The organism is Paenibacillus sp. LHD-38 (genome assembly GCF_031157315.1).
GTDB lineage: Bacteria > Bacillota > Bacilli > Paenibacillales > Paenibacillaceae > Pristimantibacillus.
Genome location: NZ_JAVIFU010000049.1, coordinates 1 through 21,588, shown reverse-complemented (window position 1 = coordinate 21,588; position 21,588 = coordinate 1). Strand labels below are relative to the sequence as shown.

Below are 21,588 nucleotides of genomic sequence, written 5' to 3'. Positions count from 1 at the left end.
GCCGCCACCTCAATTTTATTTTATATCGTGCTTAGATCCAGCCTCTAGCTTCCATTGCCGCTGCAATCCGTTTAATCGAAATCATATAAGCTGCCGTACGAAGATCGGTATGATGCTCTTTAGCAAGGTCGCGAACGGCCACATACGACAGAATCATGTTTGTCTCCAGCTTCTCCAGCACCTCTGCTTCGCTCCAGTAGTAGTTCATCAAGTTCTGTACCCATTCAAAATAAGAAACCGTCACGCCGCCCGCATTCGCAAGCACGTCCGGAATAACTGTAATGCCGCGGCTTGCAAGCACACGGTCTGCCTCTGGAGTCGTCGGGCCATTAGCCGCTTCCGCTACGATTTTTGCTTTAATACGGTCCGCATTCGCGGCTGTAATTACGTTCTCCAGAGCAGCCGGCACCAAAATATCAACATCCAGCTCAAGCAGCGCTTCGTTGGAGATGATGTAAGCTTCGCCATACTCGCGGATAGACGCTGTGTCTTTGAGCATAGAAATTTTCTCGATATCAATGCCGTTCGGGTCGTAAATACCGCCTTTGGAATCACTGACCGCTACGATTTTGCAGCCTGCCTCGCTAAGCAAACGCGCAGCAATACGGCCCGCATTGCCAAAGCCTTGAATGGCTGCAGTCGCGTTCTGTACAGGAATATTCATATCATTTAGCGCAGCCAAAATCGTATAAACACAGCCTTGCGCCGTCGCTTCGTTGCGCCCCTTCGAGCCGCCAAGAATAAGCGGTTTGCCGGTAATAACGCCTGGCGAGTTCACGCCTTTCAGCCTGCTGTATGTATCCATCATCCAGCCCATAATTTGCGGCGTAGTATACACATCTGGCGCAGGAATATCTTTATCCGGACCTACAAAATCAGCGATCGCTTCCATAAACGCGCGGCTTACGCGCTCCAGCTCATTTTTGCTAAGAAGACGCGGATCACAAATGACGCCACCCTTGCCGCCGCCGTATGGCAACCCGACAACGCCGCACTTGAAGCTCATCCACATGGAGAGCGCTTTAACCTCGTCAAGCGTTACATCCGGATGAAAGCGAATACCGCCCTTTGTCGGTCCAATCGCATCATTATGCTGGGCGCGATACCCTTCGAATACGCGGATCGATCCGTCGTCCATACGTACGGGAAAGCTAACCGACAGCACGCGCTTCGGCTGCTTCAAGATTTGCGTAACATGCTCAGGCAATTGCAGATGCGCTGCTGCCGTGTCAATTTGCTGCTGTGCGATTTGGTACGGATTCAATGTTTCTTCCACTAAACTCACTGTCATATCAGGTTCAGTCCTTTTTTCCGTAGAGTCCGACTCCCAATCCAGGAAAAGCCGCTTTTCTGATTCTACCTTTTTCAATAGTATTTTAAAAGAAAAATTTCGTTAAATAGTGCAAAAAATCTACACATTTATCCATTGTCATGTTAGGTTTCATTGAGTGACAGCAACAGTAACATCTGACATGGAATAGAAATAAATGTAATTCCCCATTCATGAAGCACACAAAAAAGAAAGGAGCAACAGAAGCCAGGCTCCCATCACTCCTTTCTATTAGTATGCACGGCTGCATACAGAAGTATAAATTTTATCAATGCCTCAGCACTCCTCTTTTATTTTATTGCCGTATAGGCTTCTTTAAGCACGCCGTAGCTGTCCACGATTTCTTGATGGAATGCATGTTTGCGCGAAATCCCCATATGCGAGGCGATGACATCATGAATTCCTGATTGTGCGATTGCCGCTTGCAGCGTAACCGCCTCCTCATCCTTCTCGTAATCGAACAGGAGCGCCGCAGCGATAGCGGATGTCAGATGAGGAACAGGAATGCCGAGCTCACGCGCCTGCAAAGCCGGCCTGACGAGCCGGTCATTCAAGGACAACTTACGGATCGGCGAGCGGCCGACGCGGATTACACTATCCGATAAGCGGGGGTTTGTGAATCTTTTCATCATTTTTTGAACATAACGATCATGCTTTTTCTTATCCCAATGGTACTTGGACGTAAGGATACTCCCGGTCTCATTCAGCACCTCTGACAATTCGGATCGAATCCTCGAATCACCCATCGCCTCTTGAATCGTTTCATAACCTTCAAGATAGCCGTGATAAGCCGCCGTGCAATGACCCGTATTAACGGTATATAGTTTACGTTCAATGTAAGGTTCAAGCGCGTCTACATACTTTACCCCCTCAATTTCAAGGTAGCCATCCATCATTGCTGAGCGGTCTACAATCCATTCAAAGTACGGCTCTACCGTAACTTTAAGCGGATCATCATGCTCTTGAACCGGAACGATGCGGTCAACGGCCGTATTCGGAAAAGCGATACAGCTATCCGCTTCTTCATGCCGCTCCGCCGGCAAATGCTCATACACACGCCGTTTGAGAAGCGAGCTGCCCGAAATCGCGTTCTCGCAAGCAATGATATGCAGCGGTTTAAGATTCCGACGCTGAAGACGCAGCTCGATGCCTGCTGCGATGGATTCAGCAATATGCTTCAGCGCCGTTACGCCAACCGCCGTCGTCACGATGTCGGCCGTCGCAACGACTGCTGCCACCGCCGCTCTGTTTTTGCCGCTAATCGCCGTTACGTTGTTCACAACCTCCGTGTCTCGCGCCTCGTTCGCAAGCGTGACCGAATATTGTTTGTTCTGCTGCAGCAAATGAATCTTTCTTTCATTCCGAGCTACAAACGTAACCTCGTAGCCCGCATGGGACAGAAGAAGACCGATAAAACCTCTTCCGATATTTCCAGCGCCAAAATGCACAGCCTTCATTGTCCGAACCCCCTTTTACTTGGATGGTATCGTCTCGCCCATAAAATTTCTGAATATTCTGATTTATTTAATTGCGCCAGGACACATTCGTGTTTCAACCTGATTCTTCACTTGATTACCGACTTTAAAGCGCGCCCGCTGCCATTGCGTGAAAATCAATATGCGACAAACATTCCGCATGGTAATAACGGTCAGATTTATCAAAGTCCAATGACTTCGTGATCGTATTCGGAACGATAATGCAGGACATGCCTGCAGCCAGAGCCGCTCGCGCCCCGTTAGGTGAATCCTCAATTGCTACCGCCTCGCTCGCCTCAACGCCTAGAGCAGCCAAGGTCTGCATATACAGCTCTGGATCCGGCTTAACCTTTGCCACATCATCCGCTGTCCGAATGGTTTCGAAATAGTGCGCAATTTCAAGCTGCTCCAAATATTTATCAATCCAAGCGCGCGGCGAGCTGGAAGCAAGGCCGATCCTCATGCCCAAATCCTGCGCATCATTCAAATAATCCAAGATGCCGGATCGAACCTGTTCGCTTTGCATAAGGGATGTATGCTGGAGATGCACCGATTCGCGGAAGGCATCCTTGTCTATCGGAAGCTTCAAATCCGTCATTAAATATTCATAGGGATTAAAGTTGTGCAAGCTCGTGCCGATACAGCCCGAGTATTGCTCTAAGGTGAGCTCAACCCCATGCTCCAAGTAAGCATCGCGAAATGCATGGTACCATGCCGTTTCTGTGTCAATAATCGTCCCGTCAAAATCAAAAATAATAGCTTTAATCATCAATACATCTCCTCCTGAATGTCAAAATGTTAGATTTGCTAACAAAACCGTAACATTATTTAAAAGCAGGAGTCAAGGAGGTAAAACGCCCAAAAGACCGTTTTCAAGGTTGTCCATCTCTCTTTGAAAAGAAGCGTAAACCGTTGATACCACTGGTTTTTTCATAATTCTTGCAAGCGCTTCGATAATTTACGAAAAAAATTTTCAGACAATTTCAATCAAACGCTTACATCCTCATTTCTCAGATTCCCTCCTAACCATCCGATACAAAAAGAGCATGCCATGGAAGCTTACTTCACCTCCCTGACATGCCCTATAAACAAGCGTAAACGGCTGTCGCCGTCCTCTGTGGCAAAAGCAGTCGTTTCGCGGAGATATATAAGCACATTTATATGTGAAAACATATAAATTCTTATATATTAACAAAGTGCGCAGCACTTCACATTAAATCATTTGTCCGCCTGTCTTCGAGGAAGGAACCACTGGCTCCGTCCGTTTTTTGCGCTCAATGCTGATCCAAATCAATCCTGCCGCCATACAGCCTGCACCGCACATTTGCAGCAGCGCGATTTTCTCATCGAACATCAAATAGCCTGCAATAACCGCAGCGGCCGGAACCGCATAACGGAAGAAATTAGACCGCGTGGCTCCCACCTTGAACATGCAGGCATTCCAGACCACAAAAGCCAGCACGGTACAGATCAGAACATTGTAACCAATAGATAAGTATTGGCCTGCATTCAGTGCGGACCAGTTCGTTTGCCCCCAAGAACCGAACGTAAGCGGCAGCATGAACAGCGATCCGAATGCAATCGTCCATGTGCTTACCCGAAGGGCTGAATATTTCTTCATAAGCGACATCGAGCTGAGATTGAATAATGGGCCGATAATGCTGACGCCAAACGCCATGGCGTTGCCGAGCATATTTTCGGAGGAAAGACTGAAACCCTCATCCCCGCCTAAAATGACGAAGCAAACGCCGACTATCGATATCCCGCCGCCAACGATGAGCCGCATCGTAATTGTTTCCTTCATAAACAGCGGCGCGAACAATGCGGCAAAAATCGGCCACGGCGCCACGTTTAAGAGTGAAGCATTCGCTAAAGTCGTGTACTTGATCGAGTACATGACCGTAATTTCGAGCAGCGTAATGCCGATAAGCCCGATTAACGCCAGCCTCGGCACAATGCGCCATGGAATGGCCACACTGCCCTCGGTTAGCTTAAGGATCAGAAAGAAAAAAGGAACGGCCAAGCCAAATCTCAGAAACGAGAACACGATCGGATTAAACGACTCCATTGCCAATCGAGAAATACCGAAGTTTGCTCCCCATACGACAGCAATTAGAATCAGTCCGCCGTAATTCAACCACTTGTTATTCATTCTTTTCGCCCCATCTATTCGCAATTGTTCTTATACGTAAAAGCTTCATTCATCATAGCATGGGGAATCGCAGAATAATGCACCGTTTTTGGCTCATTTCTTATGCATTTTAAACTCAAGGAACAGCTCGTTGTAATGGGCCAGCATTTTTTTGCCGAGATTGTCATACACCTCCAGCTTTCCCGTCAGCTCCTCATTCGGATAAAAACGTTCGTCGCCGGAAATTTCCTCGGGCAGCAAGGCCAGCGCAGCTTTGTTAGGCGTCGAATAGCCCACATATTCCGCGTTCTGAGCAGCTACCTCGGGGTCGAGCATAAAATTAATAAACTGATGGGCGCCCTCAATGTTTCGAGCCGTCTTCGGTATGACCATATTATCGAACCACAGGTTCGAGCCTTCCTCCGGCACGACGTAATCGAGCTTATCGTTCTCATCCATAATCTCCGAGGCATCTCCTGACCAGACAAGTCCTGCGGCCGCCTCCTCGTTCGCAAGCAGCATCTTAATCTCATCGCCCACTATCGCTTTGACGTTAGGCGTCATTTCCAGCAGCTTCGCTTTCGCCTCCTGCAAATGCGCTTCATTCGTATCATTGAGCGAATAGCCTAAACGGTTTAGACCCATACCCATAACCTCGCGCGCGCCGTCGAGCAGCAGAATCTGATTGCGCAGACGCTCATCCCACAAGTCATCCCAGCTGGAGAAGGTCAGGCCTCCTACAAGTTCAGGGTTATAAACAATGCCGACCGTTCCCCAGAAATAAGGAATCGAATATGCGTTATCGGGATCAAAAGATAGATTCATGAATCGCGGATCAATATATTTCAAATTCGGAAGCTTGGCATGATCGAGCTCTAGCAGCAGGCCTTCCGCATTCATTTTGCTAATCGCATACTCGGAAGGAACGCTCACGTCAAACGTCGTACCGCCCTGCTCAATCTTGGTCATCATCGCTTCATTGGAATCGAAGGTCTGATAAATGACCTTAATGCCGGTTTCCTCTTCAAAACGCTCCAGCAGCTCGGGGTCGACGTAATCGCCCCAATTGTAAATCGTGAGGGTACGGTCGCCGCTGTAGCCCTCGCTTGCATTCAAATAAGCCGTTAAGTACATGAGTCCGAGCGAAACGGCAATAACAACTACGAACATGCGCACAAGCTGCTTCATCCGCGCCCCTCCTTCACCGACGGCTTCGCGTTCCGCTGATTAATAAAGTAATAACCGACAACCAGAATAATCGTAAACAGGAAAATCAGCGTCGACAAGGCGTTGATCGACAATGATACGCCCTGGCGAGCCCTAGAATAAATCTCAACCGACAGCGTCGAGAACCCATTGCCCGTCACGAAGAACGTCACCGCAAAATCATCAAGCGAATAGGTCAGCGCCATAAAGAATCCCGCGAAGATGCCTGGCTTAATAAATGGCAGCACGACCCGCGAGAGCACCTGCCAGGAGCTGGCGCCTAGATCCCGCGCCGCGTCGATGAGGGTGGAGCTCATTTCCTGCAGCTTCGGCAGCACCATGATAACGACGATCGGCACACTGAACGCGATATGCGACAGCAGCACAGACACGAAGCCGAGCTTAATGCCGATTATCGTAAAAAGAATCAGGAACGAAGCGCCGATGATGACATCGGGACTGACGATCAGCACGTTGTTGAACGTAAGCAGCGTCTGCTTCGGACGGTTTCCCCTTACGTGATGGATAGCTATCGCTCCCATGACGCCTAAGATCGTCGAGATCGCCGCGGACAGCAGCGCGATGACGAATGTATTCAGCACGATGATAAGCAAGCGCGTATCAGCAAATACTTCTTTGTAGTAATCGAGCGTGAAGCTCTCGAAGCTGCGCATCGACCCGCCGCTATTGAACGAATAGAACATTAAATAGAATATCGGCGCATAAAGTACAGCAAATACAAGCACTAAATAGATGTTCGACCATTTATTTTTTCCGCGCATCCGCTGCACCTCGCTTTCGGTTGCCGGTCAGCAGCATCATGGCTGCCATTGCTAAGATGAGAAACACGGCGATCGTCGCCCCCATGCCCCAGTCCTGTGTCACGAGAAAATGCTGCTCGATGGCCGTGCCAAGCGTGATGACGCGATTGCCGGCAATGAGACGAGTAATCATGAACAGGGAAAGTGCCGGAATAAATACGGCCATGCAGCCGGATTTCACGCCGCTGATCGTGAGCGGGAAGATGACGCGGCGGAAGGTCGTCCACGCCGATGCGCCGAGATCCCTCGCCGCGTAAACGAGCGTCGGATTCATTTCCTCCAGCGCATTGAAAATCGGCAATATCATGAACGGGATAAAGATATAAACCGATACGAAAATAAAGCTAAAGTCCGTGAACAGGATCTGCTGCTTGCCTACACCGATAGCTTCAAGAACGGAATTGGCAAAGCCGTAAGTACCGAATAAGCCGATGAATGCGTATGCCTTGAGCAGCAGATTGATCCAGCTTGGCAAAATAATAAGCAGCAGCCACAGCTGTTTATGCTTCGTTCTCGTTAATAAATAAGCCGCGGGATAAGCCGTCAGCAAAGAAATAGCCGTAATGAGAAACGCATACCAGAACGAGCTGAGCGTCATGCGCATATAAACCGGCGTAAAAAACTTCGCGTAGTTACCGAACGTAAAGTTACCCTCAACATCAAAAAACGAATAATAAGCAACCAATACTATCGGCGCAACGACAAACAGCACGATCCAAGCCATATAAGGAACGAGATAAAAGGGGCGTGATTTATTTGACATCCGCGGCCTCGCTGTACGCTTCGAGGCGTTTATCGAATTCTTCTTCCGACTCGCCTAGACGCATGACGTGAATGGCTGCCGAATCGAAAGTTAGTCCTATCTGTTCTCCTACTGCTACTTTGCGCGTGGAATGGACGAGCCATTCATTCCCCGCTTCATCGTAGCAGCAAATTTCGTAATGAACGCCGCGGAACAACTGCGAATCCACGCGCACCTGCAATTTGCCATTCTCGGGAGCAGTTATCTCCAAATCCTCGGGCCTAATGACGATATCAACCGCTTCATTGGGACTCAGTCCTTGGTCCACGCAGGCGAAGGCACGCCCGGCAAACTCCACCTCGAAGTCACGCGTCATTCGGCCAGAGACAATATTGGACTCCCCGATAAAATCGGCAACAAACCGGTTGATCGGCTCATCATAAATATCCGTCGGCGTTCCGCTCTGCTGTATTTTCCCTTCATTAATAACAAAAATTTCGTCAGACATCGCGAGCGCTTCCTCTTGGTCATGCGTGACGAAAATAAAGGTGATGCCCAGGCGGCGCTGCAGCTCACGCAGCTCGTACTGCATTTCCGTGCGAAGCTTCAGATCAAGCGCGGATAGCGGCTCATCCAGCAAAATAATTTCCGGCTCGTTTACAATCGCGCGGGCAATCGCTACGCGCTGCCGCTGGCCGCCGGACATCTCCGAAATTTCGCGGGATTCGTAGCCGTCCAGGTTAACGAAGCGGAGTGCCTCCTTCACCTTGGCGGTCACAGCGGCATTTTTCATTTTTTTGATACGCAGCCCGAAAGCCACATTCTCGAACACGTTCAGATGAGGAAACAGCGCATAGTCCTGAAATACGGTATTCACCTGACGCTCATTCGCAGGCACCCGGTTAATCACCTTCCCGTTAAAATAAATGCGGCCCTCGGACGGCTCGGTAAAGCCGGCGATCAGCCGGAGGATGGTTGTTTTGCCGCAGCCGGATGGGCCAAGCAGCGTATAAAATTTGCCTCTTTCTATCGTAAAGCTGACAGCCTTCAATACAGCGGCAGCATTAGAATCATATTGCTTCGTTACATGCTCAAAGCGAATGATCGTTTGATCTTGCATATCGCATTCCCCTTTTGCCAATTTAGAAGAAACAATAGTGATTATACAGCATCCCCGCAAATCAGCAATAGGAAAAGAAAAATGATGGCAACAGCGTTCATGACGCAACCTGCTTTTCAATTGATTGAACATGAAAGCGCTATACATTACGATTAATTCAGGTTCACAAAGCAAACATTATTACTATTGGAGGTTGAAGCATGAGTAAACTGGCATCCGAAAAACCGGTCTCCGGCGGTGTTAAAGTTTCCATACAACGATTTGGTCGTTTTTTAAGCGGCATGGTCATGCCGAATATTGGTGCATTTATTGCTTGGGGACTCATCACAGCTCTATTTATACCGACAGGCTGGATTCCGAATGAGAGTCTGGCAACGCTGGTCGGACCGATGATCACCTATTTGCTCCCTATACTCATCGGTTATACCGGCGGACAAATGATTCACGGCGTTCGCGGCGGTGTCGTCGGCGCAATCGTCACGCTCGGCGTCATAGCGGGTGCTGATATCCCGATGTTCCTCGGTGCGATGATCGTCGGCCCCGCAGCTGCTTGGGTGCTCAAGAAATTCGATCGGTCGATTGACGGCAAAATTCCAGCAGGCTTCGAGATGCTGATCAACAACTTCTCCTCCGGCATCATCGGCGGCGGACTTGCAATCATCGCATTCAAAGGCATTGGACCTGTCGTTGAAGCATTGAGCAAGATTCTATCCTCTGGCGTGGAATGGCTTATCGACACAGGTCTTCTGCCGCTGGTAAACGTCTTGATCGAGCCAGCCAAGGTATTGTTCCTAAACAACGCCATTAACCACGGCATACTTGGACCGCTTGCACTGGATCAAGCCACGCAAACCGGTAAATCTATCATTTATATGCTGGAATCCAATCCAGGTCCCGGGCTAGGCATTCTGCTCGCTTACTGGCTGTTCGGCAAAGGCATGGTTAAGCATTCGGCTCCCGGCGCTGTCGTCATTCATTTCTTCGGCGGTATTCATGAAATCTATTTCCCATATATCTTAATGAATCCGCGTCTCATTCTGGCAGCTATCGCAGGCGGTGTGGCCGGTACCTTCACTTTCTCCTTATTCGGAGCAGGTCTGGTCGCCGCTCCGTCACCGGGAAGCATCATTGCCTACTTCTCCATGACGCCTAAAGGCGGAGTGCTGGCTATGCTCAGCGGCGTATTAGTCGCTACGATTGTTTCCTTCCTTGTGTCCGCCGTATTGCTGAAAACCAGCAAGCAGAGCGAGGACGATAGCAACGAGCTTGAACTCGCATCGCAAAAGGTTCAGCAAATGAAAGCTGAATCCAAAGGAAATGCCGCAGCTCATGCCGCGCAGCGAGATCAGCTTTCGAAGGAGCAAGTAAACAAGATCGTATTTTCTTGCGATGCCGGCATGGGCTCAAGCGCAATGGGAGCTTCCATCCTGCGCAAAAAAATAAACGCAGCCGAGCTGCCGATTACCGTCATTAATACGGCAATTAACGATATTCCTAGCGACGCGGACATTGTCATCACGCACAAAACACTCACCGACCGCGCGCGTCAGAAGGCGCCTAACGCTGAGCATATCTCTATCGATAACTTTCTCAAAAGTCCGGAGTATGACTTGCTCGTTCAAAGACTAAGTTAACAAGAGTAAAAGGTTAAACCTAATTTTCTATTTAAACCATACTTAACGCTGACAGATAACTGTCGGCGTTAAGTCCATTCTTCTGCTAAGGAGGATAACCTATCAAAGCCTCAACTAGGCAACGTCGGATTATTGAGCTGCTGCTTGAGCAGAAGCATGAAATAACCGCAGCGGATATCGCATCTATCGTCGGTACAAGTACGAGGACGATCCATCGCGAGCTGAGCGATATGGAGCCTCTTCTTGCGGCCAACGGTATTCTTCTTCACAAAATCGCAGGGCTCGGCATTCGAGTCGAAGCAAGCGACGACGCTCTTGAGCGTTTCAAGCAATCGTTTGACCGATCAGACTCACTCGAATATTCGGCCGAAGAACGTAAAATCCTTATCTTTTGCAGCCTGCTGGAGCATGAAGAGCCCGTAAAGCTGTTCTCGCTCGCGCACGAGCTGCGCGTAACGATGCCGACAATCAGCCATGACCTTGATGAGCTGGAAGAGTCCATCGTCAAGCAAGGCTTAACGCTCGTAAGGCGCAGAGGCTACGGCGTTGAAATTATCGGACCAGAAGAAGCGAAGCGCCATGCGGTCAGCTTGCTTGCGATAAACCATCTTGACGATTCCGATTTATTCGGACAGTTCACGGACTTGGCGGTTTCGAATCCGATCGCCGCCCAACTGCTCGATATGATCGGCAAAGAAAATTTCAAGAAGCTCGAGCAGGCCCTATGGGAGCTGAGCGATGATTGGTCGAACACGCTCTCTGAATCTGATTACACGAGATTGCTTATTAAACTGTCCGTTGCGCTAACGCGAATAGAGCATGGCAACGTGATTCCAGCGGGCCGTTCCATTCGGTGTGAGGTTATTCCTTTGCTTCAAAGCCTGCTGGATGTTTTAAATATAGAGCTTCCGATACAGGAACAAGCTTACCTTTCCCATTTGCTCGACCAAGAAGCTTTTCCGGAAAGCAGCCTGCTGATCCACCATGACGATATGCCGACTATCGAGGGGGTTAAGCTGCTCATCCGCCGCGTAGAGGCACAACTGCACATGTCGCTGACACATGACCACTCTCTTGAAGAAGGCCTCATTCAGCATATAAAGCCGGCTTTCCAGCGAATCAAAGACGGCATCGCCATCCGCAATCCCATGCTTGCTCAAATCAAGAAGGACTACGGCGTGTTGTTTTCCATCGTGCGGAACGGCGTAAAAGAGATCTATCAGACGATCAAAGTGCCGGACGAGGAAATCGGCTATATTGTCATGCATTTCGGCGCTTCCTTGGAGAGGTTAAAGCCTTATCCCAGAAAAGTAAGAGCCGTCCTCGTCTGCACGAGCGGCATCGGCTCCTCCAAGCTCCTGGCTGTAAAAATCGCCAAGGAGCTGCCGCAAATCGAATTAATTGGCCATTATTCATGGTTTGAGGCGAGAAGGCTTCCACCCAGCCGCTATGATCTTATTATTTCAACGGTTGATTTGCCGCTGGAGCCGGATCATTACATCAAGCTCAGCCCGATGCTATCACCCGAAGAATCCAAAAAGCTTCGCACTTATATTGAGGACACTACATTAAAGAAGATCAGCTCTGCCGCCAATGAGACCGATGCGTCCGGTCAATCGCCTTTAGATCGTTTGCATCTGGTGCAGCTGTACTCCGGCATCGTCCTGCGGCTGCTTGACGGCTTCCGCGTGCATGACTTGTCCTTGCCGCAAGGCCAAGCGCATTTGGAGCAGCAGCTTCCATCCATGCTTTCCTTAATCGGCGAGCCGTATATCGATACGCATCTAGCGAAAATCAACGAGCAGCTGCTCGCAAGAGAACGACAAGGGAGTGTAGTCATTCCCGATACCGAGCTCGCTTTGCTTCATACGCGAAGCGAATGGATCGAAGCGCCTTTGCTCGCCTTGTATAGATACGATAGGCCTCTGCAGCTTAGCGAGGATGGCGAGGTCCAGGCATTGCAGGTTCTTATGATGCTCGGACCTCTGAAGCTGGATACGTACAGCTTGGAGCTGCTGAGCGAAATTAGCGCTATGCTGCTGCTGCCTGAGCTGCTTACCGTGCTGGAGCATGGTAATACGGCAAGCATCAAGCTGTTTATCTCCAAAAAGCTGGAGCATTATATAAAAACAAAATTGGATTGGAGAGAATCATAATGACCATTCTATCAACAGACAAAGTAAAGCTAAACGTTAGCGTGAAAGATAAATACGAGGCCATCCGCCTAGTCGGGCAAATGCTTGTTGACGCAGGACATGCGCCTGCGGATTATATCAATAAAATGATCGAACGCGATGAATCGCTGTCCACCTACATCGGCGGAGGACTGGCCATGCCTCATGGCACCAATGAATCGAAGGCGCTCATCCGGTCAACGGGCATGGCCGTTATTATCGTGCCGGACGGCGTAGATTTTGGCGGCGAGGAACCTGCTCAATTAGTAATCGGCCTGGCTGCGGTCGGCGACGATCATCTGGATATTTTGACAAGCGTTGCCATGCTCGTATCCGAGGAAGATGACATGCAGCGTATTTTGAACGCTGCTTCGGAAGAAGAGTTGATCGCTATTTTTGAATCGGGGATGGAATCATGAAGGCCGTTCACTTTGGAGCAGGCAATATCGGCAGAGGCTTTATCGGAGCGCTTCTGCATGATGCCGGCTACGAGATTTGTTTTGTCGATGTGAACGACAAGCTCGTTTCGGAGCTGCAGCAGAAGGGACAATATGCGGTGAAACTTGCCAACGAGCAAGCAGATACCTATTTGATCGATCACATTACCGCCATTGACGGCAAGGATACCGCATTGGTCGCAGAGACGATTGCGGATGCCGATATTGTTACGACGGCGGTCGGCGTATCGATTCTCAAGCATATTGCAGCCGTAATTGCTAAGGGCATTTTGCTGCGCGCGGCGAGCGGCAAAGCCGTTCTTCCTATTATCGCGTGCGAGAACGCGCTGGGCGGCAGCACGATTTTGAAACAATTTGTGTATGAGCATCTCTCGGCGGAACAGCAGGCGTATGCTGATCAGCATGCTGCTTTTCCGGACGCAGCCGTAGACCGTATCGTACCGCTGCAGCAGCATGAGGACTCGCTTCAAGTGACCGTTGAGCCCTTTTACGAGTGGACGATTGAGCGCTCTCCCCTGCTGGCTTCACTGACCGAAATTGAGGGCGTACATTACGTCGATCGGCTCGAGCCGTACATTGAACGCAAGCTGTTCACAGTGAATACGGGGCACTGCGTCGCAGCATATCACGGTTATTTGAGGGGCTATGCGACGATACAGGAAGCGATGAAGGACCCGGCAGTTGTTGCCGAGGTAAGAGGCACACTGCTCGAGTCGGGGGCCGCGCTTATCCGAGCTTATCAATTCGACGAGAAAGCGCATGCCCAATATGTGGAGCAAATTTTGGAACGCTTTATTAACCCTTATTTGGTAGACGAGATTGCAAGAATCGGCCGCTCGCCGATCCGCAAGCTTTCTCCGAACGACCGCTTGGTGAAACCAGCCTTATCCGCTTACGGATACGGCATACCCGTCACTCATTTGACCGCTGCAATAGCGGCTGCCTTATATTTTGATTTTAAAGATGATCCCGAATCCGTAGAGCTCCAAGCCTCTTTACGCGAGAATGGCCTGCATGCCACGCTTGCAAAATATACCGGTTTAAAGGAACAGCATCCGCTTCATATTCAAGCCGCAAAGCAGTACGGCGAGCTGGGGCAGCCGCTCAGACACGCAGAGAAAGGAATGAGTAAATGATGTCACTAAAAGGCATAGCAGCATCGCCGGGTATTGCCATCGCTCGCGCTTTTTTCATAGCGGCTGAACGCTTCATCCCAGCTCGGCAAACGATCCAAGACAGCTCGGCCGAGATCGTGCGGTTTCGCCAAGCCGTCGCAGTCGGACGGGATGAAATCGAGGCGATTCGCGCCTCTGCTGAGGAACGCTTCGGATCCGAAAAAGCTGAAATTTTCGAGGGTCATCTCATGATTCTGGAGGACCCGGACTTCATTGATGCAATCGAGCATAAAGTAGTTGATGAAGCTATAAACGCCGAGTTCGCGCTGCATGAGGTAGCAGCCTCATTTATCGAGCTGCTCCAGTCGATGTCCGATGAATTGCTGCGCGGACGCGCGATCGACATCGAGGATGTCTCCGGCCGGATCATGAGTCATTTGCGCGGCGTTCCCCATATGGACCTTGCAGGCATGTCGGAGGAATGTATTATTATTGCACGAGATCTGACACCGTCGGATACGGCGCAGCTCAATTTGGACTATGTGCGCGGCTTCATTACCGAGGTTGGCAGCCGCACCTCCCATTCTGCCATTATGGCACGGTCGCTCGAAGTTCCCGCAATCGTCGGGATCGGCCAAGCGATTGATGATATACCCGAGCAGGCTATCGTTATCCTTGATGCGAATCAAGGAGTCGTTATTGTCGATCCAACTGCGGAGGAGCTGGCTTCCTACCGGGTCAAGAAGCAGACGGATGACCTTCGTAGAAAGGAATTAAGTTTGCTGAAGGATCAGCCTACTAAATCGAAGGATGGCAAACAGGTCGAGCTGGCAGCCAATATCGGCAAGCTTGAGGATATTCAGCGGGCAATCGATAATGGCGCGGAAGGAATCGGACTTTTTCGCACCGAGTTTCTATACATGGGACGCAGCTCCCTCCCTACCGAGGAAGAGCAGTTCACGAGCTACAAATTTGCGCTTGAGAAAATGAACCCGAAACCCGTCGTGATTAGAACGCTCGATATCGGCGGCGATAAGGAGCTTCCTTACATGGAGCTGCCGAAGGAAAGCAATCCGTTCCTTGGACAGCGCGCGCTGCGTCTATGTCTGGATAGACAGGACCTGTTCCGCACGCAGCTGCGGGCATTGCTTCGCGCAAGCCGTTACGGGAATCTAAAAATCATGTTCCCCATGATTGCCGTGCTGGAAGAGCTGCTCGAGGCTAAGCGCCTGCTCGAAGAAGAGAAACAGAAGCTTATTGCCGAGGGCGTTCCGCTTGCCGATAATATCGAAATCGGAATGATGGTCGAAATCCCCGCCGCTGCTGTCGCTGCGGATATGTTCGCGCCTGAGGTCGATTTTTTCAGCATCGGCACGAACGACTTGATTCAATATACGATGGCGGCAGACCGGATGAATGAAAACGTAGCTTACCTGTACCAGCCATGGCATCCCTCCTTGCTTCGCCTGATTCGCTTCGTTATTCAAGCGGCGGAGAAGGAAGGCAAATGGGTCGGCATGTGCGGCGAGATGGCAGGCGATGAGACAGCGATACCTTTGCTTCTGGGGCTAGGCCTGCATGAATTCAGCATGAGCGCAGGCTCAATTCTGCAAGCGAGAGAGCTGATCGGCGAGCTGGACCAAGCAGAATGGGCAGGACTAGCAAATCAAGCCCTGACCATGCGGAGCACATCGGAAATCACAAATTTTGTAGAACGCACAAGAAACGGAGTGATTCATAATGGTAAGTAAAACCTTCACGATTTTGAACCCTACTGGCTTCCATGTACGCCCGTCGAAAACCTTCGTACAAACGGCCAGCACATTCCCTTGCAAGGTGTATGTCCTTAATAAAGGCAAGAAAGTAAACGGAAAAAGCTCGCTGAGCATGCTCACGCTAGGCATCGCAGCAAAAGAGGAAGTCACCCTGGAGATTGACGGCGAGCAGGAGGAGCAGGCACTCGAAGCACTCGGCCAGCTGCTCACGGAAATCCACGAATAAGGAGTCATCCTTAAATCAAAAAGGCTGTCCCGCAGGTAATTTACCTCACGGTGACAGCCTTTTGGCTTCCTCTCGCACGTTCATTACAGCTGCTCTCACATTTTCATGCACACTCATAACTACAAAACCAGAACCAGCACCAGAAACAGCACCAAACTCACATCAACTTTAACTTTAACTACAACTACAACTACAACTCTACATCAACATCTACATCCACATCAATATCAATATCAATATCAATATCAATATCAATATCAATATCAATATCAATATCAATATCAATATCAATATCAATATCAATATCAATATCAATATCAATATCAATATCAATATCATTATCTACACCAATACTCACATCAACATCCACAACTACATCAATACCTACACCTACACCTACCCCTAATCCAAAACCAAATCTAACAACAACACAAACATCTATATGTACATCTATTTGCACATCTATATGTACATCTACATCTTCACCAATACATACACCAATACTTACACCTATCTATCAACACAATCACTAACACAAACACCCACACCTAAACCAACACCAACTAACTCTACTGCACTTTCTACAACAGAAACCTGACATGACACCCGACTAAATGAGCTACGTTGCAGAAAGTACAACAGAATCCCCAAAACACGCCACAAAACTGCTCCGAGACATGGTTTCTATTGCAGAAACTGCAGTGTAGCGAGTTAGTTGACGATTGAGCACGAGTCACGTTGTACAAACTGCAGTGTAGGAGATGAGGTGGATTTGCTCTTGATTTGAGATTAAGTTACTTTTAAACCTCAACACCAACATAAATATACACACCTACACCTATATCTAAATCTACATCCACATCCACATCCACTAATTATACTGCACTGCACTTTCTACAACAGAAACCTGACATGGCAACCGACTAAATGAGCTACGATGCAGAAAGTACAACAGAATCTCCCAAACACACCACAAAACTGCTCCGAGACATGGTTTCTATTGCAGAAACTGCAGTGTAGCGAGTTAGTTGACGATTGAGCACGAGTCACGTTGTACAAACTGCAGTGTAGAAAGCGGGATGATTGGAGTATGATTTGGAAGAAGTTACTTTTACACCGTAAAACCAATTCAGCATCCACACCCAAACACCGACACCGACACCTGCATATGAATCTACATTAACACCAACTTCCACTCCAAAACACCATCATCAACACTTATATCTACATCTATATCTACTTTCACACCATCACCAATACTATCACCGACACCATACAACGCTACACCAACTAATTCCACTGCACTTTCTGCAACAGAAACCTGACATAGCAACCGACTTAATGAGCTACGTTGCAGAAAGTACAACAGAATCTCCCCAACACACTACAAAACAGCTCCGAGACATGGTTTCTATTGCAGAAACTACATTGTAGCCAACTAGTTGGCGATGGAGCACGAGTTACATTGTACAAACTGCAGCGTAGGAGATGAGGTGGTGGATTTGCTCTTGGTTTGAGATGAAGTTACTTTTACATCTCAAGATCAACATAAATATTCCAAACCCAAACCTATACCAATACAAATACAAATACAAATACCTATATCTATATCTATATCTATATCTATATCTACACTAACTTCTACATCTATATCTATATCTACACTAACTTCTACATCTATTTCCACATCTACACCTACACCTACACCTACACCTACACCTACACCTACACCTACTAATTATGCCACACTGCACTTTCTGCAACAGAAACCTGACATAACACCAGACTTAATGAGCTACGTTGCAGAAAGTGCAACAGAATCACCCCAATACGCTACCAAACTGCTCCGAGACATTCTTTCTATTGCAGAAACTACATTGTAGCGGACTAGTTGGCGATTGAGCACGAGTTACATTGTACAAACTGCAGTGTAGGAGCATGAGCAGCATGAGGAGGAGCGTGTTAGCTCTTGATTTAAATTTGTTTAGCTTTAGCGAAGGGTAACGCAGAAGCTGAACTTTTACTCATAAGGTACAAGGTGATTGATCAGTGGGAGCTCAATAAAGAGCCGCAGCTTTTTAAAATCGGCAAAAAAAGAACAGCGAATACCTTCGCTGTTCTTCTTTATAAACTCGAGCTCTTAAACAGCCGCAGTTGCCGGCTGCTCCGCCACGCTGTCACTCTTCATTTTGCGATGAGATAACGTAAAGTAAAGGTAAGATAGCACCGCGAACAGGAGCGCAATACCTCCAAGTGTCGCAACATATCTGCCCATCAAGCTATAATCGCCGCTGGATACGATATCTCTAAACCCTGCAACTGCATAAGTCATTGGCAGGAAAGGCGATATCTTTTGCAGCCAGCCGGGTACGAGCTCTATCGGGAACGTGCCTGCTGAGCTCGTAAGTTGGAAAATCAATAGAATTACTGCGATAAAACGCCCCGGATTGCCCATCGATGCAACCAAAAATTGAATAATCATCATGAACGTAATGCTTGTTAATATCGAGTAGAACAAGAATAACCCTACACTCTGCACTTCAAGTTTGAGCACGAATAGCAGTGCGGCGTCAGCAATGAGCGCCTGTATGACACCAATAAGCGACAAGGTGAGCGCCTTGCTCCAAAACCAGCTCCAGCCATTCACCGGTCGAACAGCCGGCTCGCGTACGGAATATACGATGGTAAGCAGCATTGCTCCAACAAATAGCCCCAGCGACAAGAAGTAAGGAGCAAGCCCCGTACCATAGTTGTCGACCTTCGTTATTTTCTCCACATCAAGCTTCACGGGATCCGAAAACATATCCACCATTGAATCGGTCAGCTTCAAATCAGCTGTTTTGTCTGATGCTTCACCCAGCTTGCCAGACAGCTCTTGCGTGCCGTCCTCCAGCTTCAGTAACCCAGAAGCAACCTGCTGCGCGCCGTCCTCCAGCTTAACGGAGCCATCTACAAATGGCGTTACGTTAGCAGACAACTGCGAAAGCCCTGCTGTCAGCGTGGTTGCTCCGTCGTTAAGCTGCTTAGCCCCCGCTGCGAGTTTGGACGCTCCACCGCTTGCTTCCGTCAGCTTAGCTCCAAACTGCGTCATTCCGCCGGAGAACTTCTCCGCCCCAGCAACTACCTGCTCTCCTCCTGCTCCCAGCTGCTTGCCAGCTGCCGCCGCTTCCTGCGCTTTTTTGTCAAAAGCTCCTAGACCGTCCGAGACTTTCACGAGGCCCTCGTTCAGCTTGCCCGCTCCGTCACTCAGTTGTGTCTGGCCAGCCGAGGACTTCTCCAAGCCCGCCGCCAGTTCCCGGCTTGCTTTCAATAACGACGCGAAGCTTTCGCTCTCCGCCAGCTCCGGATTCGCCTGACCCAGCTGCGCCAGCCCGATCGCAAGCTGCGCCGCACCTACCTTCAGCTGCTCCTCACCAGAAGCTGACTCCTTTAGACCGCCCGCCAGCTGCCCTGCAGCCTGCTGCGCGTCCAATGCGCCCTCCGCCAGCTGTCCGCTTGCTTCGGCCAGCTGCTGCAAGCCGTCGCTCAGCTTCAACGCTCCGGCCCCAAGCGAACCCGCGCCGTCGCCAAGCGAAGCTGCTCCTGCGCCCAGCTGCTGCTGCGCAGCCTGAAGCTGCGCCAGGCCGCTTGCCAAGCTCGACGTGCCAGCGCTTAGCTCGGCACTTCCCTTGCCTAACGCTGCGCCGCCGTCATTCAGCTTCGCGACACCCTCCTGCAGCGTCAAGGATCCGCTGACGAGCTTCGCAAGATTTTGCTCGATGAGCACCGCTCCATCTTTCGCTTTCGTGGTGCCGTCGGCAATTTCACCTGCGCCGTCGCTCGCTTGACCGATTCCGTCCACGAGCTCTTCCATCTGGTCGAATACTGTTCGCGTATAAGCAGCCGTCACTTCTTGACCAAGCTCAACCTTCATTGTGTCAACGACTTTGCTGCCGATTTGCGAGGCTAGAAAGTTATAGCTCTCGTTAGCCAAGTATGTCAGCTGCGCAGGCGTCGGATTATCCGAAGTCAGCGATGTTGTTTTCTCCGAGAAGTCGGAAGGTATTTCAATTGCCATGTAATAGCTGTGATCCTCGATGCCTGCCTCCGCTTCTTCCTTGCTCACGAAATGCCATTCGAACGTTTCGTTTTCCTTTAACTGTTCCTCAAAATCATCGCCAATATGCAGCATTTCATCGTTATACTCATAACCCTTATCCGCATTCACGATGGCTACGGGCATTTTATCCAAATGTCCGTAAGGATCCCAGAATGCCCCCAGAAACATTGAAGAATACATAAGCGGAATCATCAGCACGCCGATAACCGAAATTAGCAGCATCTTATTGCGTGCAATCCCGGAAAGCTCCTCACCAAACTGTTTTAATCCTCTGAACTTCAACGCGTCCACTCTCCTCATTACTAATTGACCATTTATGTCATTTGGTCATTTTATTTTGTAAAAAAAGGCATCCAGCCTATTCCGGAGCCAATCCTACTTGCATATAAAACCGCAGCTGTTCCGCCACTTGCTGCTTATCCAGTGGTTCATGCGTCTTTTTCCATTCCACCGTAAGCGCCATATACAGCCTCAGCATAACGAATGCCGTCATTTCCGGATTGCAGGGCTTAATCTCGCCCTTGTCCATAGCCAGTTGCACCTGATACTGAATATAGCCGACAACTGCTTTCTCGATTTGCTGCATGCCCTCTATCGCCATCGGCGTGCCAATCTCCCGTACCTCATGCGACAGCTTAAGCGCCAGCTCATGCTCCTCGCGGAATTCAAGCAGCTGCTCCAACACAGCATTCAAATTGTCGAAAAACCGGCGATTCGGATCCACAACCTTCTCCGCAACCTGCTTCATTTCAAGAATGAGCCTCTTCATAATTTCATGAAACAGCTCTTCTTTATTCGTAAAGAACGTATAAATCGTCCCTTTGCCAACGTTCGCTATCTTTGCAACCTGATCCATCGTGGTTGCCTTGTATCCAAATAAGGCGAACGACTTCGCCGCCGCATCCACAACCTGTTGTCGCCGATCCACTGCCATTTCGACACCTCCGAACCCGTAACTTTCTTAAAAATGACCAAAAAACCAAAACGGTCATTTTGACTGAAGCAATCATAGCACGCCATATATACGATTGCAATACCTAATTGATAACGGGTCTTGGTCTTATTATTAGGTCTTGATACTTTTACATCTTAATACTATGCATCCTGATACTATTGCACCCATTCCTGTAATTCTGCAGGTAATTCGTATGTAGCTAAATGAGTGTGACGACTCCCCATGCCTAAAGGCAGGGGCTTCTCAGATCATCGGGATTCGTAACCTCACCCCTCCTTGAAGGCTCCGTCCGAGCCTAATGCTTTTCATGGTTACGATACTAAAGCG

General features: G+C 49.3%; 19 protein-coding genes. 6 read left to right on the top strand and 13 right to left on the bottom strand.

Going from position 1 to position 21,588, the window contains the following annotated elements; all coding sequences use genetic code 11:
- Positions 1-31: 31 nt before the first annotated feature.
- The 8 genes from RCO25_RS28210 to RCO25_RS28175 all read right to left on the bottom strand — a co-directional run bounded on the left by RCO25_RS28210 (position 32) and on the right by RCO25_RS28175 (position 8,825).
- Positions 32-1,291, bottom strand: a complete 1,260-nt coding sequence (locus RCO25_RS28210) for a Glu/Leu/Phe/Val family dehydrogenase (protein WP_308999411.1) — start codon at positions 1,289-1,291, stop codon at positions 32-34.
- A 329-nt stretch (positions 1,292-1,620) separates the two neighbouring features.
- Entirely contained in the window at positions 1,621-2,787 is a 1,167-nt protein-coding gene (locus RCO25_RS28205; protein ID WP_308999410.1) for a mannitol-1-phosphate 5-dehydrogenase, read from the bottom strand.
- 124 nt (positions 2,788-2,911) lie between these two features.
- Entirely contained in the window at positions 2,912-3,574 is a 663-nt protein-coding gene (locus RCO25_RS28200) for an HAD family hydrolase (RefSeq protein ID WP_308999409.1), read from the bottom strand.
- Between the two features lie 444 nt (positions 3,575-4,018).
- Positions 4,019-4,957 carry a DMT family transporter gene (locus RCO25_RS28195; RefSeq protein ID WP_308999408.1) on the bottom strand — a complete coding sequence of 313 codons (939 nt, stop codon included), beginning with the start codon at positions 4,955-4,957 and terminating at the stop codon, positions 4,019-4,021.
- Positions 4,958-5,050: 93 nt separating this feature from the next.
- Positions 5,051-6,124 carry an ABC transporter substrate-binding protein gene (locus RCO25_RS28190; RefSeq protein ID WP_308999407.1) on the bottom strand — a complete coding sequence of 358 codons (1,074 nt, stop codon included), beginning with the start codon at positions 6,122-6,124 and terminating at the stop codon, positions 5,051-5,053.
- Entirely contained in the window at positions 6,121-6,924 is an 804-nt protein-coding gene (locus tag RCO25_RS28185) for an ABC transporter permease (protein ID WP_308999406.1), read from the bottom strand. Before RCO25_RS28185 ends, RCO25_RS28190 begins: the two co-directional genes overlap by 4 nt.
- Positions 6,908-7,726, bottom strand: coding sequence for an ABC transporter permease (locus RCO25_RS28180; protein WP_308999405.1), 819 nt, complete (start codon positions 7,724-7,726; stop codon positions 6,908-6,910). Before RCO25_RS28180 ends, RCO25_RS28185 begins: the two co-directional genes overlap by 17 nt.
- Positions 7,716-8,825: an ABC transporter ATP-binding protein gene (locus RCO25_RS28175; protein ID WP_308999404.1), complete on the bottom strand. Its 1,110-nt coding sequence runs from the start codon at positions 8,823-8,825 to the stop codon at positions 7,716-7,718. The genes RCO25_RS28180 and RCO25_RS28175 overlap by 11 nt, the downstream gene beginning before the upstream one ends.
- Positions 8,826-9,025: 200 nt before the next feature.
- Here RCO25_RS28175 and RCO25_RS28170 point away from each other — a divergent pair, with 200 nt between their 5' ends.
- From RCO25_RS28170 to RCO25_RS28145, 6 genes are all read left to right on the top strand, one after another.
- Positions 9,026-10,459 carry a PTS mannitol transporter subunit IIBC gene (locus tag RCO25_RS28170; protein ID WP_308999403.1) on the top strand — a complete coding sequence of 478 codons (1,434 nt, stop codon included), beginning with the start codon at positions 9,026-9,028 and terminating at the stop codon, positions 10,457-10,459.
- Between the two features lie 101 nt (positions 10,460-10,560).
- A complete protein-coding gene (locus RCO25_RS28165) occupies positions 10,561-12,615 on the top strand; it encodes a BglG family transcription antiterminator (RefSeq protein ID WP_308999433.1) in 2,055 nt (684 codons plus the stop codon).
- Entirely contained in the window at positions 12,615-13,052 is a 438-nt protein-coding gene (locus RCO25_RS28160; RefSeq protein WP_308999402.1) for a PTS mannitol transporter subunit IIA, read from the top strand. Before RCO25_RS28165 ends, RCO25_RS28160 begins: the two co-directional genes overlap by 1 nt.
- Complete coding sequence (locus RCO25_RS28155) at positions 13,049-14,227, top strand: mannitol-1-phosphate 5-dehydrogenase (RefSeq protein WP_308999401.1); 1,179 nt, start codon at positions 13,049-13,051, stop codon at positions 14,225-14,227. The genes RCO25_RS28160 and RCO25_RS28155 overlap by 4 nt, the downstream gene beginning before the upstream one ends.
- Positions 14,224-15,957, top strand: coding sequence for a phosphoenolpyruvate--protein phosphotransferase (gene ptsP, locus RCO25_RS28150; RefSeq protein WP_308999400.1), 1,734 nt, complete (start codon positions 14,224-14,226; stop codon positions 15,955-15,957). The genes RCO25_RS28155 and ptsP overlap by 4 nt, the downstream gene beginning before the upstream one ends.
- Positions 15,947-16,207, top strand: a complete 261-nt coding sequence (locus tag RCO25_RS28145) for an HPr family phosphocarrier protein (protein ID WP_308999399.1) — start codon at positions 15,947-15,949, stop codon at positions 16,205-16,207. The genes ptsP and RCO25_RS28145 overlap by 11 nt, the downstream gene beginning before the upstream one ends.
- Positions 16,208-16,397: 190 nt before the next feature.
- On the opposite strand, the gene RCO25_RS28140 is transcribed toward RCO25_RS28145, so the two are convergent.
- The 5 genes from RCO25_RS28140 to RCO25_RS28120 form a co-directional block, all read right to left on the bottom strand.
- Complete coding sequence (locus RCO25_RS28140) at positions 16,398-16,667, bottom strand: hypothetical protein (RefSeq protein WP_308999398.1); 270 nt, start codon at positions 16,665-16,667, stop codon at positions 16,398-16,400.
- A 714-nt stretch (positions 16,668-17,381) separates the two neighbouring features.
- A complete protein-coding gene (locus tag RCO25_RS28135; protein WP_308999397.1) occupies positions 17,382-17,573 on the bottom strand; it encodes a hypothetical protein in 192 nt (63 codons plus the stop codon).
- A 177-nt stretch (positions 17,574-17,750) separates the two neighbouring features.
- Positions 17,751-17,894, bottom strand: coding sequence for a hypothetical protein (locus RCO25_RS28130; protein WP_308999396.1), 144 nt, complete (start codon positions 17,892-17,894; stop codon positions 17,751-17,753).
- Between the two features lie 453 nt (positions 17,895-18,347).
- Positions 18,348-20,588, bottom strand: a complete 2,241-nt coding sequence (locus RCO25_RS28125) for a YhgE/Pip family protein (RefSeq protein ID WP_308999395.1) — start codon at positions 20,586-20,588, stop codon at positions 18,348-18,350.
- 76 nt (positions 20,589-20,664) lie between these two features.
- A complete protein-coding gene (locus RCO25_RS28120) occupies positions 20,665-21,240 on the bottom strand; it encodes a TetR/AcrR family transcriptional regulator (protein ID WP_308999394.1) in 576 nt (191 codons plus the stop codon).
- Positions 21,241-21,588 lie beyond the last annotated feature (348 nt).